Here is a 24,677-nt window from a genome sequence, read left to right as displayed (position 1 = left end):
CGCTTGTCTGCGCCCAAGCCTCCCTCCCGTTGCCTGTCGGGGACATCTTCCCCAAAAATGGAAGATCGGCTGAGCCCGGCACACGCACTGCCGCCTGCCGCGCTGGCACTGAAAACAAACCGCATCACGGCTCCGGAGGAGGACCACCATGACCGACCACATCCTGATCGAACGTCCGCCCGCGACGCCGGGCGTCCTTGTCATCCGCTTCAACCGGCCGGAAAAGAAGAACGCCATTACCGCCGCCATGTACGCGACGATGATGGCGGCGCTGAGCGAAGCCAATGCGGACCCTCAGATCCGCGCTGTCGCCTTTCTGGGCACCGAAGGCTGCTTTTCCGCCGGCAACGACATGGCCGATTTCCTCAGCTATGCCAGGTCCGGCGCCACGGAACCGCCTGCCGCCGCGCTCTTCATCAGGGCGCTGGCATTGTGCGAAAAACCGATGGTCTCGGGCGTCGATGGTCTGGCGATCGGCATCGGCACCACGCTTCACCTGCATTGCGACATGACCGTCGCCTCCGCCCGCAGCCTGTTCAAGACCCCGTTCGTGGATCTGGCGCTGGTGCCGGAAGCGGCATCCAGCCTGCTCGCGCCAAAAATCATGGGCCATCAGCGCGCCTTTGCCATGCTCGTTGCCGGCGAAGGGTTTGGTGGCGAAGCGGCCCATGCCGCCGGTCTGGTCTGGAAAGTGGTTGCGCCGGATGCGGTGGAGGCCGAGACGCTGGCGCTCGCCGCATCGCTTGCGGCCAAACCCCCGCAGGCCCTCAAAATCGCCCGCGACCTCGTGCGCGGCCCTCGCGAGGCCGTGCTCGCCCGCATCGACCATGAACTCGTCCATTTCAACGCCCAACTGAAAAGCCCCGAAGCGCGGGCGGCGTTCGAGGCTTTCCTGAAGCGATGATGTTCGCGTCGTTGCCGACGGTCACTTCGTCAGCAGCGCCACCGTTTCCACATGGGTCGACCACAGGAACTGGTCGATCGGCGTCACCGACTTGATACGGTAGCCGGCATCGACGAGGATGCGCAGATCGCGCGCCAGCGTCAGCGGATTGCAACTGACGGCGGCGATGGTCTTCACATTGGCGCGCGCCAGTTCCCTGACTTGAGCTTCGGCGCCCGCGCGCGGCGGATCGAACACCACGGCATCGTAATGCTTGAGTTCGAGCGGGATCATCGGGCGACGGAAGAGATCGCGCCTTTCCACCGTCACGGGTTTGAGCCCCTGCGTGTTGCGCGCCGCATGGTCCAGCGCCTTCAACGCCTTGTCGTCGCCTTCGACCGCATGCACCTTTGTCGTCTTGGCGATGCGGAAGGTGAACGTGCCGGCACCGGCAAACAGGTCCAGCACCTTTTTCGCCTTGCTGACATGTTTGGCGACGATGTCGGACATCACCTCCTCGGCACTTTTGGTGGCCTGCACGAAGGCGCCCGGCGGCGGCGATACGCGCACGCCGGAAAATTCGATGATCGGCTTTTGCGGCTCCACCAGGATTTCGCCGTTGACGGAGACGCGGGCAATGCCCCTCAGCGTCAGCACCGTTTCGATCGCCGAACGACGCTGTTTGTCCTCCAGCTTCTTCAAGCCCTCGACGGCGATATCCAGCCCCGACAGGGTTTCGAGCACCGCGATGCGGAACGTGTCGGCACCGATCGCCAGCGCGCGGCCGATGGTGCGGATCGTCTCGAGGCGCCCCACGATGCCGGGCGCGGCGATGGGACATTCGACGATCGAGACGATGTGATGGGTTTCCTCGCGGTTGAAGCCGAGCAGAAACTCCTTTTCCGTGTTGCGGGCGGAAAACACCGTGCGGCGCCGTTCGCCCGGCATGGCTGCAACGGTCTGCGCTACCTCCGGCGTCAGGCCCTTGGATTTCAGCGCATCGACCACCAGCTGGCGCTTGAAGGCGAGATAGGGCGTCTGTGCCAGATGCTGCAGCGAACAGCCGCCGCAGGCATCGCTATCGGGGCCGAAATGGCGGCAGGCCGGTTCGATACGGTCCGGCGAGGGCGCGCCGGTCGACATGACAGTGCCGTGGTCGCCATTGCGGGCGATCGCCAGCGTTTCGCCCGGCAGCGCATAGGGCACATAGACCGGGCCGTCCTCGCCATGAGCGATGCCATGGCCCTGCGCCCCGAGGCGGTTGATGGTGACGGTCACGGTGCTCATGCGTCGCCGTCCTCGTCATCCCGGTCATCGTCATCCACGTCCTCGTCGTCCAAGTCATCGTCGTTTAAGTCGTCAGCGTCGAGGTCTTCGTCATCGTCCTGCCTGTCTTTGCGCGCGTAGGGTTGCGCATCCTCCGGCTTCTTGCCGGCCAGCAGAAACTCCTTGTTACCGTCGCCGCCATCGATGGGCGAGGGGATGAGGCCGAGGCTTTCCCATTCCATGTCTTCGGTGAGCCAGCGTTCCAGCTCGGCGGCAACGGCCGGTGCCGTTTCAGGCTCCTTCAAAAGCCCTGCCTTGCTGATCGCGTCGCGGCCCGCCTCGAACTGCGGTTTGACTAGAAGCACGCAGAACGCGCCCGGCTCGGCCTGTTCCAGCGCCGGCGCAAGCGCCAGTTTCAGCGAGATGAACGAGACGTCCGAGACAATGAAGGTGATTGCCCGGTCTTCGTAATCGTCCGGCTCGAGATAGCGGGCGTTGAGGCCTTCGATATTGGTGACGCGATCGTCATCGAGAAGGCGCGCATGCATCTGCCCGTGGCCGACATCGATGGAGGTCACATGCTCGGCGCCGCGCATCACGAGAACCTCGGTAAAGCCGCCGGTGGAGGCGCCGATATCGAGACAGTCATGGCCGGCGGGATCGAGCTTGAAATGGTCGAGCGCCGCCACAAGCTTCAAGGCCGCGCGCGAAACATAATCCTGCGCGGGGTCATCGATGGTGACGGTCACGTCGGGCTTGAAGGTCAGGCTCGGCTTGGTGGCGACACGGCCGTTGACGGTAACGGTGCCGCGGCTGATTGCATCGCGTGCGCGCGCCCGGCTGGCCACGAGGTTGAGCGAGACCAGAAGCTGGTCGAGACGTTGGGGTTCGGTGGATTTGGACATGGCCTGTCAATGACCGGTGTGGCGCCTTTGCGCAAGTCATACATGGCAACAGCGCGATGACAAATGTTTACCCAAGACCATGCCGGCAAACCGCAACGCAATCTTAAAGATCATGGTGCTTTGTCTGGTTCAGCCTTAACTCGATCGAGTCTCCGTTTTCAAAGAGCGCGTCCGCATGTTCAAAAACCTTTCCATCAGCAAGAAAATCATCGCCACCTTCCTGGCAGTGATGTCCGCCTGTTTCTTTGCCACTGCCGGCGTCTACTGGCAGGTGCTGAAATCGAACGCGGCGGCGGATGAACAGGTCTCGGCGCAGGCGATCGTCGTCGGCGTCGATACGGCTGTCGAATCCATGCTCGAACAGGTCGTCTATCAGCGCGATTACCTGCTTGGCGGCGACGAGGCCTCCGCGACGGCGGCGCTTAGCCACCGTGCCAAGGTTGCCACCGCGATCGAGGACGCGCGCAAGGCCGCCGCCGGCCGCATCGATCTCGTTGCCGCGATCGATGCGCTGTCTTCCGCGGCCGATGCTGTCAACACGAAACTCATCGATCCGCAAATGGCAGCCCGCAAGGCAGGCCAGCCGCTCGATCGCATCAGCGCGCTTGCCGCCGGCGACGGTGAAAAGTCGCTCTACACGTTCCGCAGTGCCGCTGCCGTCCTGAAACAGCAGGCAATGACGCTGTCGGCCGGCCTCACCGCCGCCCAGCACGCCGCCAGCGCCGCCATTCTGTGGACGCTCGTCATCGCCGGCGGCATTGCCGGAATTTTGGCGCTCGGCCTCATCTGGGCGCTTTGCAATGCCATCGTCACGCCGATTGTCGGCATGACGCGCACGATGACGGCGCTTGCCGGCGGCAATCACGATATCGATGTCCCCGCGCTCGACCGGGGCGACGAGGTCGGCCGGATGGCGCAGGCGGTGGCGGTGTTCAAGCACGCGGCGATCGAAAAACACCGGCTGGAACGCGACAGCGACCTGACCCGCGCGCGTGCCGAAAGCGAACGCCGCGCTCATGACGAACAGAAGGCGCATGACGCCGCGGATATCGAATTTGCGATCGACGGTCTGGCCGCCGGTCTGTCCAAACTGGCTGAGGGCGATGTCGCCTATCGCATCGATGAAAGCTTTGTCGGCCGTCTCGACCGTTTGCGCACCGATTTCAACAGCGCCGCCGCGACGCTGCAGACGACGCTGGCATCGGTCGGGGTCAACGCTGCCGCCATCCATACCAATGCCGACGCGATCCGCATCGCGACCGACGATCTGGCCCGCCGCACCGAACAGCAGGCCGCGGCCGTCGAACAGACCGCGGCTGCCGTCGAACAGGTGACGACGACGGTCAAGGACGCCGCCGCCCGCGCCGAGGATGTGGGCGAGCGGGTGGAGCGCACCCGCGCCGGTGCCGAGCAATCCGGCGATGTCGTGCGCCGCGCCGTCTCCGCCATGGAAGGCATTTCGCAGTCCAGCCACGAGATCGGCAAGATCATCGGCGTGATCGACGAGATCGCCTTCCAGACCAATCTCCTGGCGCTCAATGCCGGTGTGGAAGCCGCGCGTGCCGGCGAAGCGGGCAAGGGCTTCGCAGTCGTGGCGCAGGAAGTGCGCGAGCTTGCCCAGCGCTCCGCCAACGCCGCCAAGGATATCAAGACGCTGATCACCACCTCGACCACACAGGTGAATGCCGGCGTGGCGCTGGTGGGCGAGACGGGCAAGGCGCTGGAAGCGATCGTCGACGAGGTGCGCGAAATCAACGAACATATCCGCGCCATCGTGGTTTCCACCCGCGAACAATCGACCGGCCTGCAGGAGATCAACAATGCAGTCGGCACGATGGACCGCAACACCCAGGAGAACGCCGCCATGGTCGACCAGCAGACCAAGACCAGCCACACGCTGGCGGCCGAAGCCAATACGCTGAACGAGCTCCTGAAACAGTTCAACCTCGGCGGCGACGCGCATTTCACCGGCAGCCGCTCGGGCTTCCTCATCCCGCCGACCCCGACCGCCGTGGCCGCGCCATTCACAACGGTCAGCCGTCCGGCAAAGGCGCCGAAAATCCGCATGGCGGCCGAAGAAAAACCACGCCGCTCACCGGCGATGGCCTTGCACAACCAGCTGGCACGCGCGTTCGAGCCGGCTCCGGTGGCTTCGAAGGACAATTGGGAAGAGTTTTGAGGCGGATAGTTTTGGAAGTTTGAAAAGGGCGAGCCGATGTCTCGCCCTTTTTGTGTTTGGGGAGATGCCTGCTCCCCCTCATCCCCGCCACGAGCGTGCGAATAGGCAGACCAACGACGGATGATGTTACCCGGGTTGGGCGAGGGATGTACGGTTTCGGATTACGGACTCGCTTTGATCGTCAGCCCTATCAGACTACGCTCTTTGAATCTGGACCATCTGATTCAGTCGTCTGTTCTTTGTCTGATTCCGGGCCCGTAATTTGCTTCGGGGGCGCAGGTAATTCCAAGGTTGGTGAGGAAGGTGGGAGGCTAAGCGTGCCTTCGTCCTCTTTGGCAACAGACAACAAGTCGGTTACTCGTTTGAGAAATTCGTTAAATGGGTTGAGCGTCTCCCCGACTTCTTTTGCGACCACCGAAGCCTCTAGTATCATGCCCATCAGGTTGTCAAAGCGAGTGCGTTTTTTATCTATATCGGACGCAAAGGCGTTTAATTTCGCCATTAGAGAGTTGCGTTTCCTGTCGTCAATATGAAGGGAATCTAGAGTTCTACGGATCTCATTGATGAGATTGTGTATTCTTGCTTTTGTTGCCTCATTTAGATTTGCACTATTGCGTTTGTTTATTTTCGAATTTCGAACGCTGGCGCCAAGTATATAGCTATGCAGGTTTACGTAAAACTTCTGGGAAACATCAGTGATGTTTTGAGATGGGAGGCGCCAATTAGATAGTTCTGTTATCTCGAGTTCTTTTATCAGCGATAAGACATCGCTCATGTGTTGCAGGCGGTATTTTTCCGCAGTTTGGAAGCTAGGTGACTCTTCAATTTGCTTTTCGAGCTTGGCGTTTAATTCTTTTGCCAAAATTACGAAGGCTTCGAGGGGGTCGTCTGGTAGGTCATCAAAATTATCGCGCACGTCTGCTCTCCGAAAAAGGTCGGAGATGCATATCAATAATTTGGTGTGTTGATCTAGGTTTTACATCTCGAAGTGAGGGGAAGTGTTGTGCTTTTTGACCGGTGACCCTCACCCCGCAGCGCCAACCCCAACCACCGGCTTCCCCAAGGCCTTGAACACCGTCCCGACAATCCCCGCGCGGTCCAGGCCTGCCTTGGCATACATCGCATCGGGGCTCGCCTGTTCCATCCAGATATCCGGCAGAACCAGCGAGCGGATCTTCAGGCCGTTGTCGAGCAGGCCTTCGCCGCTCATGAACTGCAGGACATGGCTGCCGAAGCCGCCGACAGCACCTTCCTCGATGGTGATCAACACCTCATGATGACGCGCCAGCTGGCGGATCAGGTCGTGGTCGAGCGGCTTGGCGAAACGGGCGTCGGCCACCGTCGTCGAAAGGCCGGCCGCGTCGAGGTCTTCGGCGGCCAGCAGACAGTCCTTCAGACGTGTGCCGAAGGAGAGGAGGGCGACCTTTGTGCCTTCCTTGACGATGCGGCCCTTGCCGATCTGCAAAATTTCGCCGCGGGCCGGCATTTCCACGCCAACGCCTTCGCCGCGCGGGTAACGGAACGAGATGGGGCCGTCATCATAGGCGGCTGCCGTGCGCACCATGTGCTTCAGTTCCGCCTCGTCGGAAGCGGCCATCACCACCATGCCCGGTAGCGTGGCAAGGAACGTCGTGTCGAACGAACCGGCATGGGTCGGGCCATCGGCGCCGACGAAACCGGCGCGGTCGATCGGGAAACGCACGGGCAGGCCCTGGATCGCCACGTCGTGCACGACCTGGTCGTAACCGCGCTGCAGGAAGGTCGAATAGATGGCGCAGAAGGGCTTGAAGCCTTCGGTGGCAAGGCCGGCCGCGAAGGTGACGGCATGCTGTTCGGCAATGCCGACGTCGAATGTGCGGGACGGATAGGCTTCCAGCATCTTGCCCAGGCCCGTGCCGTCCGGCATGGCGGCGGTGATGCCGACGATCTTGTCGTCGAAGCCGGCTTCCTGCACCAGCGCCTCACCGAATACGCTTGTGTAGCTCGGCGCATTCGGCTTGGCCTTGGCCTGCGCGCCGGTGATGACGTCGAACTTGTTGACGCCGTGGTACTTGTCGGCGGCGGCTTCGGCAGGCGGATAGCCCTTGCCCTTCTGGGTGACGACATGGATCAGCACCGGCCCCTGCGCATTGTCGCGCACATTGCGCAGCACCGGCAGGAGGTGTTCGAACGAATGGCCGTCGATCGGGCCGATGTGATAAAAACCCATTTCCTCGAACATCGTGCCGCCGGTCACGTAGCCGCGCGCGTGCTCGACGGCGCGGGTGATGGCGCGGTCGATGGACTTGCCGAGATAACCGGTCAGCTTCTTGCCTACTTCGCGCATGCCCATATAGGTGCGGCCGGAGGCAAGGCGGGCCAGATAGGCGCTCATGGCGCCGGTCGGCGGCGCGATCGACATGTCGTTGTCGTTGAGGATGACGATCAGGCGGGCATCGAGCGCGCCGGCATTGTTGAGCGCCTCATAGGCCATGCCGGCCGACATCGAACCGTCGCCGATCACCGAGATGACATTGCGCTTGTGGCCTGACAGCTGCGCGCCGACCGCCATGCCGAGACCGGCCGAAATAGAGGTGGAGGAATGGGCGGCGCCAAACGGGTCGTATTCGCTTTCGGCCCGGCGGGTAAAGCCGGACAGTCCGTCCTGCTGGCGCAGCGTGCGGATGCGGTCGCGGCGGCCCGTCAGGATCTTGTGCGGATAACACTGGTGGCCGACATCGAAGACCAGACGGTCGTCGGGCGTGTTGAAAACCTTGTGGATGGCGATCGTCAGTTCGACGACGCCAAGACCCGCACCCAGATGCCCGCCGGTCTTCGACACGGCGTCGATCATCTCGTCGCGCAGTTCGCGCGCCACCTGCGGCAGGTCGCGGTCATCGATGGTGCGCAGGTCGGCCGGCAGATTGATCTTGTCGAGCAAGGGCGTGTCTGGTTTTGCTGTCAAGGAATCCGGCCTTTTCTGTACGCGTGCTAGCGGATGGGCAATCCAGCAAAGATGCGCCGGAAACCATCTTTTTCAAGTCGATCGCCTCCGCTTCTATCGGAATTCGCTCTCACGGCAAAGGCACAAACGCTTCCTCATCCCCCGGCACGATGTCGAACCGGCCGGTGCGCCACTCTTCCTTGGCCTGCTCGATCCGCTCCTTGGAAGAGGAAACGAAATTCCACCAGACGTAGCGGCGCGACGTCATGGCCGCGCCGCCGAACAGCATGATGTGACAGCCCATAGGCCCCGCTTCGAGCGTGATCGCGTCGCCGGCGCGAAAGGCCAGCAGCTGGTCGGCGGCAAAACGGTCGCCGGAAATGATCAGTTCACCGGAGAGAATGTAGAGCGCCCGTTCCTCATGCGCCGCAGAGAAAGGAAATTTTCTGCCCGATTCCAGAACAAGATCGACGTAAAGCGTATCGGTGAATGTGGAGACGGGGGAGGAGAGGCCGTCCAGCGCGCCGATCACCACCCGGCCGGATGCGCCTTCCCAGTCGACCACCGGCATGTCCTCCCGCGCCGTATGGGCAAAGACCGGGTCGATTTCCTCCTTGTCGTCCGGCAGCGCCAGCCAGGTCTGCAGGCCGGACATGGCCAGCGGATGGCCGCGAAGATTTTCCGGCGTGCGTTCCGAATGAACGATGCCGCGGCCCGCCGTCATCAGGTTGACGTCGCCGGGTCTGATGACGCGTTCGGTGCCCAGACTGTCGCGATGCTTGATCTCGCCATCGAACAGATAGGTGACGGTGGAAAGCCCGATATGCGGATGCGGCGCGACATCGAGCGCCTCGCCGGCGCGCAGAACCGCCGGGCCCATGCGGTCGAAGAAGATGAAGGGCCCGACAAGGCGGCGCCGGCGGGTGGGCAGGGCGCGGCGCACGGAAAAACCGCCGATATCGCTGGAGCGCGGAATGATGAGGTTTTCAATCGCATCGCAGGCAAAGGCATCGCCGGGGGCGGGGTCGGTGCCGGGAAAGAAGGACATGGGGCCGTCTCCATCGGAAGATGGAGCAAGCTTATCCCGGCTGCGGCATCGATGACAGTGCCGACGGACAAAACCGGGGCCTGCTTAGCAACGAGGGCCGCCGATCATTCGAAGCGGTTGCCGATCATCGGGCTCCATTGTTCGCCCACAAGCCCGTTCAGCAGCACGTCGCCGCTTGCGATGGCGTCGAGGATAGCGGCGTCGCGGCTGTGGATCATGCTGGAGGCGGTGTTGGTAAACGCGATGCGGCGGCCCAGCATGGCCTGCATCAGCCAGGCCTCCGTGCGGCCGATGATGGCAGCCGCACCGTGGTCGGCGGCATGGGCGATCAGCGCATCGAGCACCACGCCTTCCGAGCCCGGCGCGGCAAGCGCCTGCAGCACCCGCGCCGTCGATCCCTTCTTCAGGTGGTAGAGAAAGCAGCCGATCGTCCGGCCGCGCTGATCCGTGACCGCACCGAAACAGGGCGTGCCGAACAGCCGTTTTTCCATCGCCTGGCGCGCAAGCGCCGAAATATCCTGGCTCCGCCAGCGCGGACGCAGGGCAAAGCGGGCGGAAAATTCAGCGAAAAGCACGGCAAACCCGTCGGCATCGATATCCCTGACGGTCGCGCTCTTTCCGGCGCCCGCAACACCTGATGTGCCGTGCGCGCCAAGCGGAGCGTAGGCAAACCAGCGCGGCCGGTTGGGGCGGATACGCCGGCGCAAAAGGGCGTCCACGGCACCAGCCACCGGCGCCAGCAGACCGAAGGGCGAAAAGCGCTGAGTAACCTGATCCGCCAGCCACTGCGTCGGGCGGATGATGCGCAGCCAGTTGAGGCTGTGCGCGGGCAGCGGCGTACAGCCCAGCCTCTGGCCGAGCGCGCGCGAAATGTCGCTTGCCGTATCGGCAAAGGAAAAGTCCTGTGGTCCGGCAAGCGCGGCCTTCAGCAGCTTCGGCCCGATCAGCGAATGCCCGGCACGATTGTCGGCCATGATCGTCCCAAGCAGCGCCGCGTCCACCGCGCGGCCGCCGATCTGCATCGGCAGGCGGTGGCGGCTGATGAAGCCGGAAATGCCGGTTCTGCCCTCATGCACGAGGCTTGGCAGGCTGTCATGAACGAGCGGCTGATCGATGTAGAGACCGTGCAGGCAGTTCACGAAGGCCGTCGAGGACGCCGCATCCGTTTGGCGGAATGCACGTTGAAACAGCATGGCGACCGAAGGAATATCGGATGCCGTCAACGGACGTATCTGCCCCATGAACCCAAACGTCTCCACGCCATTGCGGGCGCGCCTGCCTCCCGCCAGCCCGCCGTTTCTGCCGCAGGGGTTACGGCGATGCCGGTGAAAACCGGTTCAAGATTATGGTTGGCATTTGAGTGAACGGACTTTTTGCGCCCGGATGCGCCTTCGGCAGATATCGATCGGGGACATTCTTTGCCGGAACCGGGCATTCGCTTGCGAATGCTGACGGCGGGTCAGCAGCTTGCACATAGAGGAGAAGCTAAAGGGTTTCCTGATCGTCCGGGTAGCGGGCGAGGAAGGCTTGGAGTTCGGCAATCAGGGGCGGAAGACGATCGTTGCGGATCGTCCAGATGATTGTATCCAGGACATTATTGTAGTCGTGGCGCAGCACATTGCCCAGATGACGCATCGCCAGCCAGTCGTGGTCGGGAAACAGTTCCTCGGCCGTCACGCCGAGCTTGACCGATGCTTCCGATATGCGGGTGAAACACCGCTCGGTCGCGTCCTTGACCAGATTGGTGCTGGTGTAGGTCTCGAACTCCATGCCCTTCGTATAATCGAGAACCGCCGTTCCATTTTCAACAATGTCGCGCATGCGTGTGAGCGGGCGCTTAGAAGGCAATGGCGCAGTCCTTCTCGATGGAGCGGCGGACGTTATCCTTGGTGATCGGCTCCGCCACCACATCGACCTTGTCATAACCGGTGATGTCGGTGATCCGGTCCTGCAGGATCGCCAGAGCGCTGAAATAACCGAAGCCCGACAGGATCACCGGTTCCGAAAGCTTCACCAGAACATCAAGGTCCGAATCCGCCGTCGCATCCCCACGCGCCACCGAACCGAACAGCGAGACATGCTCGGCCCCCGCGGCCCGCAACTCGGCCTCGTGTTCCCGCAGCTTGGCGATGACGATATCCTTGTCCATGCCCGCCACTATAGCAAACCCGACGGAAACGTCGAGTGCTGTAAGCCGGATGCAACTCAGGATTTCAGTGCGGGTGTGGCGATATCACTCGCCGTCGAGAGGCTCAACACCCTGCGGTTTGCCGGCGCGATCGAGGCGGATCTTTTCGATGCGGTTTTCGGCGGCGGACAGAAGCTTTTCGCAATGCTTCTTCAAGGCTTCGCCGCGCTCGTAGATGGCGATGGATTCGTCCAGCGCCACGTCGCCGCGTTCAAGGCGAGCCACGATGCTTTCGAGTTCGGCAACAGCCTTCTCGAAGGAATAAGCGCTGACATCGTTGATCTCGACCTGGTCCGACATTTTAGCCCTTCATCAATCTGCAGATATGCAGGCCGGCCGATTCGGCCAGCCCTTCGAGATCATAACCACCTTCAAGCAGGCTGACGACCCGGTTGCCGGCATATTTGCCGGCGATCTCCATCAGCCGCCCTGTCGCCCAATCGAAATCGTCGCCGACGAGGTTGATCTGCGCCAGCGGATCGCGGTGATGCGCATCGAAACCGGCGGAGATGAGGATGAAATCGGGGCGAAAGTTTTCAAGCGCCGGCAGGACCCGGGATCGGAACGCATCGCGAAAATGCTCGCTACCGTCATTGGTGGCGAGAGGCGCATTGACGATGTTGTTGCGGCTTCCGGTCTCGTCGCGCGCGCCGGTCCACGGATAAAGCGGCATCTGGTGCGTCGAGCAGAACAGCACGGAGGGATCGTCCCAGAAGATATTCTGGGTGCCGTTTCCGTGATGCACGTCCCAGTCGACGATGGCGACGCGTTCGACGCCATAGGTCTTTTGCGCGTGGCGTGCGGCGATGGCGACATTGTTGAACAGGCAAAAACCCATGGCCTTCGATTTTTCCGCGTGGTGGCCGGGGGGACGCGCCGCAACGAAGGCGTTGTCGACCGTGCCCGTCATCACGTCGTCGACAGCCGCCAGTGCTCCGCCGATGCCGGTCAGCGCCGCCTGCACGCTTTTGGGGCTGAGATAGGTATCGGATTCCAGCTGGTTGATCGCGCCGTCGTCCTCCGGCACCTGTCGCATCACGGAAAACAGATGTTCTTCCGGGTGGGCAAGCAGCACCGCGTCCTCATTGGCCTGCCGCGCCGCTTTGCGATCCAGTTCGGCAAAGTTCGGATGCTCGAGGGCAATCGCCAGCGAGCGCAGCCGATCGGCGCGCTCCGGGTGGCCGGGCGGCGTGTTGTGCTCGAGAAAGATCGCGTGTTCGTAAAGGCGCGTGGTCATGGCGGCCTTGTTCTCCGTAAAACCCATGTGCGGGCCTGTTGCACATGGCGTTGCGGCTGCGGTTTTCAAGCGCCGGAAAACACCCGGATGGGCTTGGGTCAAAGGGGTAGCGGCATGATCCCCTTCTCGCCGGGAACCGGAAAGAAGGGGCAAGTCTCGATGGGTCTCAAGCCCGCTGCGGCAGCAACGGATAGCCAACCATCACGGCGCGGCCGGCGAACGCGGCAATCAGTGCCTTCAGCGCGTCGCCCGGAATGAAGGCCAGCGTGCCGTAAAAGGCCGCCTGCAGACCAAGACCGGTGACGAAAGCCAGCCAGAGAACGCCGAGCAGATGGCAGGCGACAACGCCGCCCGCCAGAGCCGCAACGAAGAAGAGGGAACCCTGCACGAGGCCTGTCTGGCGCGCCGTGACGAAGCGCTCGCAGATGGTGCCGGTGACGAAGGCGGCTGCAAGGTAACCGTAGAGGTAACCGGAGGGTGGCGCCATGAACACGCCAAGACCGCCGCGACCGCCGGAAAGCACCGGCAGGCCGATGGCGGCAAGCAGCATGAACAGGGCGACGGCCAGCGTGCCGCGTCTGGCACCCAGAACCACACCGGCCAGCATGACCCCGAGCGATTGCGCATGCACCGGCACCGGAATGAAGCCGAGGCTGACGGGCGGGATCAGGCCCAGCGCCACGATGATGGCGGCAAACAGGGCGATAAGAACGAGGTCTCTGGTGCTCATGAAGATGGGTTTCCCTCAGAATTATGGGCGGCAAATTGCTGGCGAATGCCGCGCGCGTCAATGGCGGCGGCGATGTCATCGGCATTCTTCAGCGTCTGGATGATCAGGGGCACGATCAGCGTCACCGGCCGGACTTTCAGGCCACGAGCCCGATGGGCATCGCGGATCTGTGTGTAGCGCAGCGTTACCTCCGGCACGAAGCGGATGACGAGGCCGACCGAAAGCCCGATATCGGCGGCCCGCACGAGCCCGATCCGCTCGAACGGCGTCGCGGCCCAGGTGACCGCGTCGATAAATGCGCCGACCGAGGTGCTGGCGGTGACCGCGGCGGCCGCCAGCATCAGTGCGGTGAGACGAAACAGGGCGACGAGCGCCTCGATCGGCGTCTGAAACAGCAGTGCAAAAACGCAGACGGCGACGATGGTGATAAAGGCGGGCCGCAGGCGGGCAAGGCCCGGCCGCCAGCCGATGCCGGTGGAGGCATAGGCAAGGGCCGCAGTCACGGAAAAAATGCCGAGCAGCACCGGATCGCTGAAGGCGAACAGGACGACGCTGAAGGCGGCCAGAGCCGCCAGCTTTGCCTTGGTCGGAAGCCTGTGCATCAGGCTTTGCCCGTCGAGGTATAGCGTGTTCATGCGCCGGCCAGCGTCCTGTACTGCGCAATCACGGCATCCGGTTTTCCGTCGCCGATCAGCCGGCCTTGCGAAAACAGCAACACCCGGTCAAACCCTTCGACCAATGCGAGATCATGGCTGACGACGATCAGGTTTTCCGCCATGCCCGCCATGGTGCGCTCCATCAGATTGCGGTTTTTCAGGTCCAGCTGGTTGGTCGGCTCGTCGAGGATCAGGATTTCGGGTTCGGTCACCAGAACCGAGGCGAAGGCGGAAAGCTGCAATTCGCCGCCGGAGAGTTCGTGGGTGCGCCGGTCGGCCAGATGCGCAATGCCGAACCGGGCCAGCACCGCCGCAACGGCCGTATCCCTGTCCGTTTTGGACAGTTTTTTCCGCTTCAGCCCGAGCGCAATGTCTTCCTTCAATATTGGCAGAATGATCTGGTTCTGCGGGTTTTGAAAGATGAAGCCGACCTCGGCGCGCACCGCCTCGCTCTCCTTCACCGTATCGAAACCGTTGACGACAACCCGGCCCGAAGACGGTTTCACCAGCCCGTTGATCAGCCGCGCGAACGTGGTCTTGCCCGAACCGTTCAGGCCGATCACGCCGATGCGCCGTTCGGTGAGCCGTAGTGTCAGCGGCTCCAGCGCCGTGCGGCCTTCATAGCGCGCGCTCGCCTCTTCGAAATGGATGTCCAAGCCGGTTCCTCAGTTTCATCGGGCTCTATAGACGCGATCGGGGGGAAGGGGAATTCGGAACGAAAAAAGAACATTGCAGCCGGCAATCGGAAGCCATAGTTTCCATTCCATGGTTCTACTGATCCCGAACGAACAGGCACGGCGTATTTTCCTGGAACGGCAGGGCCTTGCCGCCGCGCCCAACCGGGCACTCGACAAGGCGGGGCTGCTGGCGATGATCCGGGCGATCGGTTTCGTGCAGGTGGACAGTATCGCCACCGTCGAGCGCGCCCATCACATGATCCTGTTTTCGCGCAATCAGACCTATCGGCGCAATCACCTGACCACGCTTCTGGAAAATGATGGCGAACTGTTCGAGCACTGGACGCATGACGCCTCCATCCTGCCGTCGGAATTTTTCCGCTACTGGAAACATCGCTTTCGCCGGCGCGAGCCGCATCTGGCCGAACGCTGGAGAAAATGGCAGGGCGAAGATTACGATTCCGCCTTCGAGGAAACCTTCCGCCATATCGCCGAAAACGGTGCGATCATGTCACGCGACATGAAGGCGGAGGACCATAAGTCGGGCGGCTGGTGGAACTGGCATCCCAACAAGACGGCGCTCGAATATTACTGGCATATCGGCAAGCTCTCGATCGCCGGCCGCCGCAATTTTCAAAAGATCTACGATCTCACCGAACGCGTGCTGCCGCCGCATCACTACGACCCCGAGGTGACGGAAGAGGCCTTTCTCGACTGGGCCTGCCGCAGCGCGTTGACCCGGCTCGGTTTTGCAACGTCCGGTGAAATCGCCGCCTTCTGGGATCTGGTGACGCCGCTCGAAGCCAAGCTGTGGGTCGAAACCCACCGCGACGAACTGACGGACATTCTGGTCGCACCCGCAAACGGCGGTCGTCCGCGCCCATCATTTGCCTTTGCCGGCTTTCCCGAAAATCTCGGGGATATTCCAGAACCGCCCAACCGCATCCGTGTGCTCAGCCCCTTCGATCCTTTGCTGCGCGACCGCGACCGTGCCGAACGACTGTTCAACTTCAACTACCGTATCGAGATTTTTGTCCCCGAGCCGAAGCGGATCTACGGTTATTACGTCTTTCCGCTCGTGGAAGGCGAGCGCATGATCGGCCGCATCGACATGAAGGCAGACCGCAAGGCCGGCACGCTCGACGTCAAACGCCTGTGGCTGGAATCGGGTGTCAGGGCATCGGCCGGGAGGCTGGAAAAGCTGGAGGCGGAACTGCTGCGGCTGGCCCGGTTTGCCGGCGTGGAGAGCGTGCGGTTCCTGGAAGGCTGGCGGGGAGAGTAGGGGGCGGGCTTACAGCCCCGCCGCCTTGCGCAGTTCCTTCGCCATCACCGCCCGCCAGTCCTTGCCGCCGGCCTTGTATTTTTCGAGCACGTCGGGATCGAGCCGCAGCGTGACGGCCACCTTTGGCGCTTCGACGCGGGGACGGCCGCGGGCGGCGATGTCTTTTTCCATCTTCGCGGCGAGTTCGGGAAAGACCTCGCGGAAGGGGCGAGCGTTTTTCAGCTCCTCTTCCGTCCATGGCGGATTGTCGGAAACCTCGTCCCAGTCTTCCTTGGTGTAGCCGCGACCGGGTTGGAATTCCGTCCGCTTCTGGGGGGTGATGGTCATTCGATAAGCTTCCTCTCGTCACGGCGGGCAGGACGCATGGAAATAACAGAAAGCCCTTGCAAGCCCAAGGTCAGGAAAATTGCTGCAATCACACCGTTGTGCAGACGTCCGATCGCTTTTTGACGTCCGTGTTTGGCCGGAACGGTGACGGCGGACAGAAAGAATTCCTCGGACAGGTCGTCGAAATCGAGATCATGCTTCTCGATATTGGCTATCCGCTTCCGCTCATCCCAAACAATACGCATTATTCGTACACGAAAAATCGCTCCCCGGCAATGCGCGAGGATTTCTCATGTCGACATGCTCCGCAATCCTGCGGATCAGGGGGATGGCGCTATTTTGCCCGGCTCTTCTGGGCCTGGCTTTTGCGCATCGCATCGAGCGATCTGAAAAACTCCGGTGGCAGCACCTCGCGGGCAGGGCGCATGTGCGCCAGTTCCTCGTCGGTCAATTCGGGGCTGTCAACAGCATCCCAATCTTCCTTGGTATAGCCACGCCCCGGTTGGAATTCCCTCAATGTCGGATGTTTGTCAGTCATGGAAGGCGTCTCCTTTCCGTCGGACTTGCAGGACGAAAGCTGATGATGGAAATGGCTTCGCTGCCGCGCCTCGCGTAGATTACCACAGCCGTGCCGTCGCGATAATAGCCGATAGCCTTGACACGTCCGCTCCAGAACGGCCGTTTCCCAACCGAAAAACATCACGTCCGCAAAATCGAGGCCGTGTTTATCCAGATTGGCCAGCCGTTTCACTTCGTCCCAAACGAAGATCATCCTGAAAATCCAAACACGAAAAATCGCCGCCCGACAAAGAGCGACGATCCATCATGTCTAACGGCGCAGCAATCCTCAGAAACGAGGGGTCGGCTCAGTCCAGCCGCCCGGTCTGGCCGCGATCGCGAAGATAATGGTCGGCGATGGCGCAGGCGACCATGGCCTCGCCGATCGGGACTGCGCGGATGCCGACGCACGGGTCGTGGCGACCCTTGGTGCGCACGTCGACATTCTGGCCATCGGCATCGATTGACTGGCGTTCGGTGAGGATCGACGAGGTCGGCTTGATGGCGAAACGCGCGACCAGCGGCTGGCCGGTCGAAATGCCGCCCAGAATGCCGCCGGCATGGTTGGAGAGGAAGAGCGGCTTGCCGTCATTTCCCATGCGCATCTGATCGGCATTTTCCTCGCCCGTCAGTTCGGCCGAGGCAAAACCATCGCCGATCTCGACACCCTTGACGGCGTTGATCGACATCAGTGCCGAGGCGATATCCTGATCGAGCTTGGCATAGATCGGCGCGCCGAGGCCCGCCGGCACGCCTTCGGCCACCACTTCGACGACGGCGCCGATCGAGGAGCCGGCCTTGCGGATACCGTCCAGATACTCTTCCCACACCGGCACCATGTCCGGGTCCGGGCAGAAGAACGGGTTTTCGTTGACCTGCGCCCAGTCCCAGTTTTCGCGGTTGATCTTGTGCTTGCCGATCTGCACCAGTGCGCCGCGCACGCTCACCCCCGGCACGACAAGGCGGGCAATGCCGCCGGCCGCAACGCGCGCTGCCGTTTCGCGGGCGGATGAGCGGCCGCCGCCGCGATAGTCGCGAATGCCGTATTTCACGTCATAGGTATAATCGGCATGGCCGGGACGGTACTGGCGGGCAATCTCTCCGTAATCCTTGGAACGCTGGTCGGTGTTTTCGATCAGCATGGAAATCGGCGTGCCGGTCGAGATCATCGTGACGCCGTCCGCATCCAGCATCACACCCGAAAGCACTTTTACCTCGTCGGCCTCGCGGCGCTGGGTCACGAAACGCGATTGACCGGGCTTGCGCTTGTCCAGCCACTGCTGGATGTCGGCAAGCGTGAAGCGCAGGCCGGGAGGGCAGCCGTCGACGACGCAGCCGAGTGCGGGTCCGTGGCTTTCGCCCCAGGTGGTGACACGGAAAAGATGACCGAAGGAATTATGCGACATGGGACCCCGCCAAGGAGCGGGATGCCTTTCCCGCAAAGAAGCGGGCCTGTCTTAGTGTAAAACGGCGCTCAGGGGAAAGTCTTTTGTGCCGGCTTGCCGCTGGGGCCCGGCTGCCCAAGGTTCCAGCCGCGCGCCGCCGCCTGGTTGAAGGTCTCGAAGGGCAGGGGCTGCGCAAAGGCATAGCCTTGCAGAAGGTCGCAGCCCAGCTCGCGCAGCATGGCGGCATGGGCCATGCTCTCCACGCCTTCCGCCACGGTTTCGACGCCGAGCGAGCGGGCGATATCGATGATCGAGCGTACAAGCGCCCGTTCCGGCGGCGCGTCGAGGATCGGCATGACCAGCTGGCGGTCGATCTTGAGGCGCTTGGGCTTGAGCTTCAGCAGGCTGACGATGGACGTGTGGCCGGTGCCGAAATCGTCGATCTCGATATCGATGCCGAGCGCCTTGATGCGTTCGAGGTTGGAGGCGGCGGCATCCTCGCTCTCGTCGAGGAATATCGATTCCACCAGTTCGAAGGAAATCTGGCCGGGTGTGATCGCCAGCGTCTTCAGCGTGTCGATCAGGGCGTCGTCGTTGAGCCGCTTCGAGGACACGTTGACCGAGACTTTTGGCACGTCGAGCCCAAGCGCTGCCCAGCGCATCTTGTCCTTGAGCACCGTCTGAAGCACGATCTGGTCGAGCGTGGCGGTGACGTTCAGCTCGTCTGCGATCTTCAGGAAACGGTCGGGTGCCAGAATACCATGCTGCGGGTGCTGCCATCGCACCAGCGCCTCGGCGCCGGTCAGCTTCATCGTGCGGGCATCGAATTGCGGCTGGTACCAGGCGACGAACTCATCGTTTTCGATGCCGGCCAGAACCTCGTCGGCAGTGCGCTTGTGGCTGATGATTTCGGCCTGCAGGTTCTGCGTGAAGAACTGGAAGCGGTTGCGGCCCTGTGCCTTGGCGCGGTAAAGCGCGATATCGGCATTCACCAGCATGCGCCGCGCATCGATATTACGGCCGGTCGCCTGGGCAATGCCGATCGACACGCCGAAACGGCAGGCAAAACCCTCGAAATCCACCGGCTGGCGCATTTCCGCGATGATCCGGTTGGACAGGGCGGTGGTGTGGGCGGCGCTGCAATCGTCCTTGACGAGAATGACGAATTCATCGCCGCCGATGCGCGCCACGAGATCGTCCGGGCCGACATTGCGCAGCAGGATACCGGCGGTATGCACCAGCATGGCGTCGCCGGCGGCATGGCCGAGCGTATCGTTGATCTGCTTGAAACGGTCGAGATCGAGATGCAGGATCGACAGTTTCTGACGCTCCGTCTCGCTTGCCCGCGACAACGCGTCAAGGGCAAGGTCGAGGCTGCGACGGTTGGCGAGCAACGTCAGCGGGTCGTGCAGCGAATTGTGCTCGATCCGGCTCTTGGCCAGCTCAAGCTCGATATTCTTGGCATCGGCTTCCTGCTTGGCGGCGCGCAGCTGCTCGGTCAAAAGCGCGTCGTCGGTCACGTCGAAGGCAAGGCCCACCACCTTGCGGCGGCCATCGCGTCCCACATGGCTCTTGCCGACCGAGCGGATATAGCGGATGCCGCCGTCCGGCTGCGGCACGCGCACGACCAACGGTTCCTCGCTGCCGCGGCCGAAATGCGCCGATATCCGCCGGGCTTCCTCGCGGTCGTCGGGATGGATCATCGCAAGCCACTGCTCGGCCGTGACCTTGCCGGCGCACGAGGCAAGGCCGTGCAACTGGGCGGTGCGCGCATCCCAGTGCTCGATGCCGGTATCGGGAAAGCTTTCCCAGATGCCGCAGCGATAGCTTTCGAGCGCGATGCCGAGCTTGGTGGTCAGTTCCTCCAGCTGCTGTTCGCGGCTGGAAAGCTCTTCCAGCGCCAGTTCCAGTTCGGCATTCTTGATGTCGCTCAGGTCCTTGGCGTTGCGCAGGGACTGGTTGTGCATCATGTCGGCGGAGACGTCCCAGACGATGCCGGCGACACGCTGGCTACCGTCCGGATTGCGGTAGCTGGCACCGGCCGAGCGCAGGTAGCGCTGGCTGCCATCGGCGCCGGTCATGCGGTAGATCACCGAGGAGGCCGTTGCCGCGCAGGCGCAGGCGAAGAAATAGGCCTCTACCGCGGCGCGGTCTTCCGGATGCGTCGCGGCCAGCCAGTCTTCCAGACGCTGGTCGCCCTCCATCGCCTTGCCGCCATGCAGCGCCGCGGCGCGCGCGTCCCAGAACACGTCGCTACCGGAAAATTCCCATACGCCCATGTTGGAGGCCTCCATCGCCAGCGCAAACCGCTGCGACAGTTCCATGAGCGTGCCTTCGCGCAGACGAAGGGCGGCAATATTGCGGTTGCGCTCGCCGATCAGAAGACTGGCGATGAAGACCGGAATGACCATGGCAAGGCCGGCCAGCAGAAGCTGCAGCCGGAAGGCGCTCTGGTCGTCGGGCACCGCCTCCCAGCCGACCCTCGGGGCCACCTGCAATTCCCATTCACCATGCGCCGCGGCGATCCGCCTGGCTGCCGGCCTGTCCGGCGCGATGCCGAAGAAAGTCGCATCGTACGGCCGCTCGAGATCGCGCAGCGCCACGCGCAGCCAGCTCAGATCGACCATGGGTTTGGCATCGGGCCTGCGCGGCAGAAGCGACATGCCGGCGCTGTCGAACAGGTAGAGCTTGTCGACGATGACCGCGACCGCGCCGCCTCGTGCCGACGGCCCTTCAGCGCCACGGATCGGCACCAGCAAGGTGATGGCGCGCGAGCGGTCACTCGTCAGCACGACCGGCCGGTCGTTGAGCCGATGTGCGCGGATCGCTTCGGCCAGCGCCACGGCACCATCCGCGCCCAGCACGGACTTGCCGCGCGCCGTGTCGGAAGGACGGGTAAAGGTCCGCTCGACCTCAAAGTCGGGGGCGGTGACGATGGCGGCGATATGGCGGTTCTTTTCGAGCGTGCGCAAGGCATCGGCGCCGAACAGGTCGAGATTGCCGCGACGGTTGAGGAAGAATGCATGGGCCAGATCTTCGGCCGTGTCGAGATCGGCCTCGATCCGGTCCCCCATGCGCACGCCAAGCAGCGTCACGACGCGTTCCGTAGACTGGCGCAATTGCTGGCGAAAGCCGGATGTGTGGCGATAATCGACCGCGATGCCGACAATGATCACAGCACCGGTAATCGCCAGCGCGGCGGCAATGGCCGCACGCCTGCTCATCAGTTTGTTGCCGACATGGCGCGCAAACGGAACTCCAAAAACCAACGATTTACCCTTGCGCATGACCCGGATCCTGCCGGCGACCATAGGGCTGCAAAGTTAATCGAGCATTGAGGAAGACGACGCGATCGGGACGCTGGGCGGGGTTCCAGTGCAACACGGGCCCGCATATGATCGGTATCGATGCAAAAATCCGCAAACAGGGTTAATATCCCGGTCACCAATAAGACTTAAATTGACACGATCCCGGGCAAATTCCGCCACAATCGGAAGGCTATCTCTCAATCAGTCGAAATCACCGAACCGCTCCTTCAGGGCTCACACCATGCGCATCCTCATCGCCGCACTCCTGGCAACCGCCAGCATCCTTTCTCCGATCAATGGCTGGGCGCAGAGTGCCGACGTGGAAGCGACCATCAAGGCGGTGGATGTCAGCAAGCTGATGCTGACGCTGGACGACGGAAAATCCTACAAGGTGCCCGAGGAATTCAACTTCGAAGGGCTGACCGCCGGCGTCAAGGTTGTGGTGTTCTACACCGTCGTCGATGGCAACCGCGTGGTCGACGATCTGGAAATCGTGCAGTAACGGTTTTTCAGCGCAACACTGCACGGCCGCTCCGCGCTGTCGAGCGCGCTTCCCGTATCCGGCCTGCCGTTTCCATCAGCGAAGAAGCCCGTCGAGATCGAATTCCTCCCAGCCGCGCGGTTTGGGACCCTTGTCATCGGGTTCCTGCGCCCGTTTTTTCGCGGCTTTCCCGGTCTTCTTCAGCGATCGCGTCAGCTTCGCCTGATAGGCGGCCTTGCGTCTCTTTTCCGCCTTTGCCTCGATATCCTCCTCGCGCCATTCATCGACCGCGCCCCGGTCGAGAAGGTCCTCCACGATTTTTGGATCGAAGACGTGAAAGGTGATGCGCCGGGCGCGGCCGTTGAGGCGCACCGTTCGCGTGCCGGCACTGGGCAACCGGCCGTCGGCAAGCCAGCGATGCCGCTCGCTCGTCTTGATGGTGAGGATATCCTCGATTTCGCGGGGGATGACGGGCAGGGTTTCGACCGCATCGATCACCCCGGAAACGATGGCGACGGCCGCCGCAAACGCGGCCTTGTCGCTGGCGGGCAGGGCAAGCGTCAGGTCGCGGCCCTCGAGGATCACCGACTTTTTCGAGGCGGCGGGAAGCCTGGCCTGGATTTCCTGCAGAATGCCTTTTGCCCGCACCGCCGAACCCAAAGTGGCTGTGGGCGACAGCGTCCAGGTTTTCAGCAGTTCGATCTCGGTTTTGGCGGGTTTGGGCATGGTGGGTAGATGGGGTTTGATGCGCGCAAGGTCAACGCGCCCGCGACCGACAGGCATGGAAGGGCAGGGGAGTAGTGTGAACATGGCGGTCTTGCGGCCGGATCCGGACTTTGCTTGTAAAAATGTCGTTTCGCCTCAGCCTGAACCGGCCGCTCTTGCAACGGCAAGCCGCATAGTGTACCCCCCTATAGTAGCAGCTAGGAGCACTGGCGATGGCATCAATCCGTGAACATGATCATGACCACGGACATGATCACGACCATACCCACCCACACGACCATGACCACAACCACGGTCGCGCGCTGAATGCCGCGCATGAGCATCTGTTTTTGGGTGACAATCATTCCCGCAACGAACGGCGCACGTGGCTGGTGATCGCCATCACGGCCACGATGATGGCCGTGGAAATCCTCGCCGGAAACGTGTTTGGCTCAATGGCGCTGACCGCTGACGGCTGGCACATGTCCACCCACGCCGCCGCCATGCTGATCGCAGCCTTGGCATATATGTACGCCCGCAAACACGCCCACAATCGCCGGTTCACGTTTGGCACCGGCAAGCTGGGTGATCTGGCAGGCTTCGCAAGTGCCGTGGTGCTTGCCCTCATTGCTTTGCTGATCGGCTGGGAAAGCTTCCTGCGCCTCCAAAACCCGGTTGCCATCAACTTCGAGGAAGCCATTGTCGTTGCGGTAATTGGCCTTATCGTCAATCTGGTCTGCGCCTGGCTTCTCAAAGACGACCACCATCACGGGCATGACCATGGCGGACATCGCGGGCACCGCGGTGGGCACGGTGGCAAGGATCAGAACCTGCGCGCCGCCTACCTTCACGTGCTGGCCGACGCGTTGACCTCCGTGCTCGCGATCGCAGCTCTTGTTCTCGGCAGCATCTATGGCTGGCTATGGCTTGACCCGGCCATCGGTATCGTCGGCGGCATTGTGATCGCGCGCTGGTCGTGGGGCCTCATCCGCGATGCGGGCGGCGTGCTTCTTGATTATCTGCCGGAGGGGCAAGACCTTCCCCAAGAGATCGGGGAGATCCTTGCCAAAGAGGATGTCGACATCTGCGACTTGCACATATGGCAGCTTGGGCCGGGCCACCATGGGGCGATTGTGTCGATCGTCGCCGACCAGCCGCGTGCGCCCTCCTACTACCGTGCTAAACTTGCCGCCATCCATGATTTATCGCATGTGACGGTGGAGGTCGAAGCCCGCGCGGCTTAACGGCAAAGCCACGGTCCAAGGAGTATCCGCATGACCCATACCATCCGCGAAAAGCAAAAGCTGATTAACCGCGTGCGCCGCATTCGCGGGCAGATGGAAGGCGTCGAGCGGATGCTGGACGAGGAGAAGGGCTGTTCCGACGTCATGCAGACGATCGCCGGAGTTCGGGGAGCCATCAATGGCCTGATGGGTGAGGTTATTGAAGATCACATCCGCATGCATCTGGCGGCAGAAGGCTTAACCCAAAAAGAGCGAGAGGAAGGCGCGGCCGAACTTATCGACGTCGTGCGTGCCTACCTGAAATGAAGATCGACACGCCTTGCACTGACGTTTGCCAGTTCGACCCACGCAACAAGTGGTGTGTCGGGTGCGGCCGCACGCCAGATGAAATCAAGGCGTGGCGCAAGCTGACCCCTTTCCGGCGCACCGTCCTCACGAACGAACTTAAACATCGGATGAGGCGGTTGCGCAGGAATGGTCATGCTGTCGAAAGCAGCGACATCGAGTAGGAGCGCGCTTAGGTTACGGCATCCCGCTCCATGTCCTCTATCAAAGAATTCGTTGTCGCAAGAATCTTCGTCCTGCACGAGAAGTCCGCATTGGGCCGAGGCTGTGTGAAAACACCAGCGCATCCCATGGTATTTCGTCATCGAGCTTGGTCTGGCGGGATTGGTTAGATTTTGCGCCTATCGGAT

The 24,677-nt window shown here is 62.2% G+C and carries 26 protein-coding genes and 1 pseudogene; 7 read left to right on the top strand and 20 right to left on the bottom strand.

Translation table 11 applies throughout. From position 1 onward, the window contains the following. Positions 1-148: 148 nt before the first annotated feature. Entirely contained in the window at positions 149-904 is a 756-nt protein-coding gene (locus ACQKKX_RS19630; protein ID WP_427573130.1) for a crotonase/enoyl-CoA hydratase family protein, read from the top strand. A gap of 21 nt (positions 905-925) precedes the next feature. On the opposite strand, the gene ACQKKX_RS19625 is transcribed toward ACQKKX_RS19630, so the two are convergent. Together ACQKKX_RS19625 and ACQKKX_RS19620 are read right to left on the bottom strand one after the other, a co-directional pair. Continuing rightward, positions 926-2,170 carry a class I SAM-dependent RNA methyltransferase gene (locus ACQKKX_RS19625; protein ID WP_427573128.1) on the bottom strand — a complete coding sequence of 415 codons (1,245 nt, stop codon included), beginning with the start codon at positions 2,168-2,170 and terminating at the stop codon, positions 926-928. Beyond that, a complete protein-coding gene (locus tag ACQKKX_RS19620; RefSeq protein WP_427573126.1) occupies positions 2,167-3,054 on the bottom strand; it encodes a TlyA family RNA methyltransferase in 888 nt (295 codons plus the stop codon). The genes ACQKKX_RS19625 and ACQKKX_RS19620 overlap by 4 nt, the downstream gene beginning before the upstream one ends. 175 nt (positions 3,055-3,229) lie before the next feature. Here ACQKKX_RS19620 and ACQKKX_RS19615 point away from each other — a divergent pair, with 175 nt between their 5' ends. Next, on the top strand, positions 3,230-5,233 hold the full coding sequence (locus ACQKKX_RS19615; RefSeq protein WP_427573124.1) for a methyl-accepting chemotaxis protein: 2,004 nt from the start codon (positions 3,230-3,232) through the stop codon (positions 5,231-5,233). A gap of 190 nt (positions 5,234-5,423) precedes the next feature. Here the strand turns inward: ACQKKX_RS19615 and ACQKKX_RS19610 are convergent, their stop codons facing one another. The 11 genes from ACQKKX_RS19610 to ACQKKX_RS19560 form a co-directional block, all read right to left on the bottom strand. Then, positions 5,424-6,149 (bottom strand): hypothetical protein, encoded by a 726-nt coding sequence (locus tag ACQKKX_RS19610; RefSeq protein ID WP_427573123.1) that lies wholly within the window; start codon positions 6,147-6,149, stop codon positions 5,424-5,426. Positions 6,150-6,257: 108 nt separating this feature from the next. After that, positions 6,258-8,177: a 1-deoxy-D-xylulose-5-phosphate synthase gene (gene dxs / locus ACQKKX_RS19605; RefSeq protein WP_427573121.1), complete on the bottom strand. Its 1,920-nt coding sequence runs from the start codon at positions 8,175-8,177 to the stop codon at positions 6,258-6,260. A 109-nt stretch (positions 8,178-8,286) separates the two neighbouring features. Further along, positions 8,287-9,204 (bottom strand): pirin family protein, encoded by a 918-nt coding sequence (locus ACQKKX_RS19600; RefSeq protein WP_427573119.1) that lies wholly within the window; start codon positions 9,202-9,204, stop codon positions 8,287-8,289. A 104-nt stretch (positions 9,205-9,308) separates the two neighbouring features. Beyond that, positions 9,309-10,445 carry a hypothetical protein gene (locus ACQKKX_RS19595; RefSeq protein WP_427573118.1) on the bottom strand — a complete coding sequence of 379 codons (1,137 nt, stop codon included), beginning with the start codon at positions 10,443-10,445 and terminating at the stop codon, positions 9,309-9,311. A 244-nt stretch (positions 10,446-10,689) separates the two neighbouring features. Then, positions 10,690-11,052, bottom strand: coding sequence for a HepT-like ribonuclease domain-containing protein (locus tag ACQKKX_RS19590; RefSeq protein ID WP_427573116.1), 363 nt, complete (start codon positions 11,050-11,052; stop codon positions 10,690-10,692). After that, on the bottom strand, positions 11,042-11,353 hold the full coding sequence (locus ACQKKX_RS19585) for a nucleotidyltransferase family protein (protein ID WP_427573114.1): 312 nt from the start codon (positions 11,351-11,353) through the stop codon (positions 11,042-11,044). The genes ACQKKX_RS19590 and ACQKKX_RS19585 overlap by 11 nt, the downstream gene beginning before the upstream one ends. 84 nt (positions 11,354-11,437) lie before the next feature. Beyond that, entirely contained in the window at positions 11,438-11,692 is a 255-nt protein-coding gene (locus ACQKKX_RS19580) for an exodeoxyribonuclease VII small subunit (protein ID WP_427573112.1), read from the bottom strand. A gap of 1 nt (position 11,693) precedes the next feature. After that, positions 11,694-12,629, bottom strand: coding sequence for a histone deacetylase family protein (locus tag ACQKKX_RS19575; protein WP_427573111.1), 936 nt, complete (start codon positions 12,627-12,629; stop codon positions 11,694-11,696). Positions 12,630-12,795: 166 nt separating this feature from the next. After that, a complete protein-coding gene (locus ACQKKX_RS19570) occupies positions 12,796-13,359 on the bottom strand; it encodes a biotin transporter BioY (RefSeq protein ID WP_427573109.1) in 564 nt (187 codons plus the stop codon). After that, positions 13,356-13,994, bottom strand: a complete 639-nt coding sequence (locus ACQKKX_RS19565; protein WP_427573108.1) for a CbiQ family ECF transporter T component — start codon at positions 13,992-13,994, stop codon at positions 13,356-13,358. Before ACQKKX_RS19565 ends, ACQKKX_RS19570 begins: the two co-directional genes overlap by 4 nt. After that, entirely contained in the window at positions 13,991-14,671 is a 681-nt protein-coding gene (locus tag ACQKKX_RS19560; RefSeq protein ID WP_427573106.1) for an energy-coupling factor ABC transporter ATP-binding protein, read from the bottom strand. Before ACQKKX_RS19560 ends, ACQKKX_RS19565 begins: the two co-directional genes overlap by 4 nt. Positions 14,672-14,780: 109 nt before the next feature. Here ACQKKX_RS19560 and ACQKKX_RS19555 point away from each other — a divergent pair, with 109 nt between their 5' ends. Next, positions 14,781-15,974, top strand: coding sequence for a winged helix-turn-helix domain-containing protein (locus ACQKKX_RS19555; protein ID WP_427573104.1), 1,194 nt, complete (start codon positions 14,781-14,783; stop codon positions 15,972-15,974). 9 nt (positions 15,975-15,983) lie between these two features. Here the strand turns inward: ACQKKX_RS19555 and ACQKKX_RS19550 are convergent, their stop codons facing one another. The 6 genes and pseudogenes from ACQKKX_RS19550 to ACQKKX_RS19525 all read right to left on the bottom strand — a co-directional run bounded on the left by ACQKKX_RS19550 (position 15,984) and on the right by ACQKKX_RS19525 (position 21,531). Beyond that, on the bottom strand, positions 15,984-16,301 hold the full coding sequence (locus ACQKKX_RS19550) for a BrnA antitoxin family protein (protein ID WP_427573102.1): 318 nt from the start codon (positions 16,299-16,301) through the stop codon (positions 15,984-15,986). Next, entirely contained in the window at positions 16,298-16,546 is a 249-nt protein-coding gene (locus ACQKKX_RS19545; protein WP_427573100.1) for a BrnT family toxin, read from the bottom strand. Before ACQKKX_RS19545 ends, ACQKKX_RS19550 begins: the two co-directional genes overlap by 4 nt. Before the next feature lie 89 nt (positions 16,547-16,635). After that, positions 16,636-16,839 carry a hypothetical protein gene (locus ACQKKX_RS19540; RefSeq protein ID WP_427573098.1) on the bottom strand — a complete coding sequence of 68 codons (204 nt, stop codon included), beginning with the start codon at positions 16,837-16,839 and terminating at the stop codon, positions 16,636-16,638. Further along, positions 16,836-17,073: pseudogene (locus ACQKKX_RS19535) on the bottom strand (BrnT family toxin). Before ACQKKX_RS19535 ends, ACQKKX_RS19540 begins: the two are co-directional and overlap by 4 nt. A gap of 94 nt (positions 17,074-17,167) precedes the next feature. Next, positions 17,168-18,265, bottom strand: a complete 1,098-nt coding sequence (gene aroC / locus ACQKKX_RS19530) for a chorismate synthase (RefSeq protein ID WP_427573096.1) — start codon at positions 18,263-18,265, stop codon at positions 17,168-17,170. Between the two features lie 68 nt (positions 18,266-18,333). Next, positions 18,334-21,531 (bottom strand): EAL domain-containing protein, encoded by a 3,198-nt coding sequence (locus ACQKKX_RS19525; protein WP_427573094.1) that lies wholly within the window; start codon positions 21,529-21,531, stop codon positions 18,334-18,336. Between the two features lie 262 nt (positions 21,532-21,793). Between ACQKKX_RS19525 and ACQKKX_RS19520 the strand changes: the two genes are divergently transcribed. Then, positions 21,794-22,054, top strand: coding sequence for a DUF1344 domain-containing protein (locus ACQKKX_RS19520; RefSeq protein ID WP_427573092.1), 261 nt, complete (start codon positions 21,794-21,796; stop codon positions 22,052-22,054). Between the two features lie 75 nt (positions 22,055-22,129). Here ACQKKX_RS19520 and ACQKKX_RS19515 read toward each other — a convergent pair whose 3' ends face one another. Then, positions 22,130-22,759: a hypothetical protein gene (locus ACQKKX_RS19515; RefSeq protein WP_427573218.1), complete on the bottom strand. Its 630-nt coding sequence runs from the start codon at positions 22,757-22,759 to the stop codon at positions 22,130-22,132. Positions 22,760-22,971: 212 nt separating this feature from the next. Between ACQKKX_RS19515 and dmeF the strand changes: the two genes are divergently transcribed. Genes dmeF through ACQKKX_RS19500 form a run of 3 tightly spaced genes read left to right on the top strand, consistent with a single transcriptional unit; the run spans position 22,972 to position 24,491 of the window. Then, entirely contained in the window at positions 22,972-23,982 is a 1,011-nt protein-coding gene (dmeF, locus tag ACQKKX_RS19510; protein WP_427573090.1) for a CDF family Co(II)/Ni(II) efflux transporter DmeF, read from the top strand. Between the two features lie 30 nt (positions 23,983-24,012). After that, positions 24,013-24,288, top strand: coding sequence for a metal/formaldehyde-sensitive transcriptional repressor (locus ACQKKX_RS19505; protein WP_427573089.1), 276 nt, complete (start codon positions 24,013-24,015; stop codon positions 24,286-24,288). Further along, on the top strand, positions 24,285-24,491 hold the full coding sequence (locus tag ACQKKX_RS19500) for a DUF1289 domain-containing protein (RefSeq protein WP_427573087.1): 207 nt from the start codon (positions 24,285-24,287) through the stop codon (positions 24,489-24,491). Before ACQKKX_RS19505 ends, ACQKKX_RS19500 begins: the two co-directional genes overlap by 4 nt. Positions 24,492-24,677: the final 186 nt, after the last annotated feature.

It is taken from the genome of Neorhizobium sp. NPDC001467 (assembly GCF_050275975.1).
Classification (GTDB): domain Bacteria; phylum Pseudomonadota; class Alphaproteobacteria; order Rhizobiales; family Rhizobiaceae; genus Neorhizobium.
Note: the sequence above shows the minus strand (reverse complement) of the source record. Positions and strands in the feature narration are given on the sequence as shown.

Coding starts and splice junctions, on each gene's coding strand:
- ACQKKX_RS19575 (WP_427573111.1), bottom strand. CDS start 12,629: ATGACCACGCGCCTTTACGAACACGCGATCTTTCTCGAGCACAACACG.
- ACQKKX_RS19525 (WP_427573094.1), bottom strand. CDS start 21,531: ATGCGCAAGGGTAAATCGTTGGTTTTTGGAGTTCCGTTTGCGCGCCAT.
- ACQKKX_RS19620 (WP_427573126.1), bottom strand. CDS start 3,054: ATGTCCAAATCCACCGAACCCCAACGTCTCGACCAGCTTCTGGTCTCG.
- aroC (WP_427573096.1), bottom strand. CDS start 18,265: ATGTCGCATAATTCCTTCGGTCATCTTTTCCGTGTCACCACCTGGGGC.
- dmeF (WP_427573090.1), top strand. CDS start 22,972: ATGGCATCAATCCGTGAACATGATCATGACCACGGACATGATCACGAC.
- ACQKKX_RS19585 (WP_427573114.1), bottom strand. CDS start 11,353: ATGGACAAGGATATCGTCATCGCCAAGCTGCGGGAACACGAGGCCGAG.
- ACQKKX_RS19515 (WP_427573218.1), bottom strand. CDS start 22,759: ATGCCCAAACCCGCCAAAACCGAGATCGAACTGCTGAAAACCTGGACG.
- ACQKKX_RS19625 (WP_427573128.1), bottom strand. CDS start 2,170: ATGAGCACCGTGACCGTCACCATCAACCGCCTCGGGGCGCAGGGCCAT.
- ACQKKX_RS19600 (WP_427573119.1), bottom strand. CDS start 9,204: ATGTCCTTCTTTCCCGGCACCGACCCCGCCCCCGGCGATGCCTTTGCC.
- ACQKKX_RS19550 (WP_427573102.1), bottom strand. CDS start 16,301: ATGACCATCACCCCCCAGAAGCGGACGGAATTCCAACCCGGTCGCGGC.
- ACQKKX_RS19630 (WP_427573130.1), top strand. CDS start 149: ATGACCGACCACATCCTGATCGAACGTCCGCCCGCGACGCCGGGCGTC.
- ACQKKX_RS19500 (WP_427573087.1), top strand. CDS start 24,285: ATGAAGATCGACACGCCTTGCACTGACGTTTGCCAGTTCGACCCACGC.
- ACQKKX_RS19615 (WP_427573124.1), top strand. CDS start 3,230: ATGTTCAAAAACCTTTCCATCAGCAAGAAAATCATCGCCACCTTCCTG.
- ACQKKX_RS19540 (WP_427573098.1), bottom strand. CDS start 16,839: ATGACTGACAAACATCCGACATTGAGGGAATTCCAACCGGGGCGTGGC.
- ACQKKX_RS19570 (WP_427573109.1), bottom strand. CDS start 13,359: ATGAGCACCAGAGACCTCGTTCTTATCGCCCTGTTTGCCGCCATCATC.
- ACQKKX_RS19595 (WP_427573118.1), bottom strand. CDS start 10,445: ATGGGGCAGATACGTCCGTTGACGGCATCCGATATTCCTTCGGTCGCC.
- ACQKKX_RS19555 (WP_427573104.1), top strand. CDS start 14,781: ATGGTTCTACTGATCCCGAACGAACAGGCACGGCGTATTTTCCTGGAA.
- ACQKKX_RS19545 (WP_427573100.1), bottom strand. CDS start 16,546: ATGCGTATTGTTTGGGATGAGCGGAAGCGGATAGCCAATATCGAGAAG.
- ACQKKX_RS19505 (WP_427573089.1), top strand. CDS start 24,013: ATGACCCATACCATCCGCGAAAAGCAAAAGCTGATTAACCGCGTGCGC.
- ACQKKX_RS19580 (WP_427573112.1), bottom strand. CDS start 11,692: ATGTCGGACCAGGTCGAGATCAACGATGTCAGCGCTTATTCCTTCGAG.
- ACQKKX_RS19565 (WP_427573108.1), bottom strand. CDS start 13,994: ATGAACACGCTATACCTCGACGGGCAAAGCCTGATGCACAGGCTTCCG.
- ACQKKX_RS19520 (WP_427573092.1), top strand. CDS start 21,794: ATGCGCATCCTCATCGCCGCACTCCTGGCAACCGCCAGCATCCTTTCT.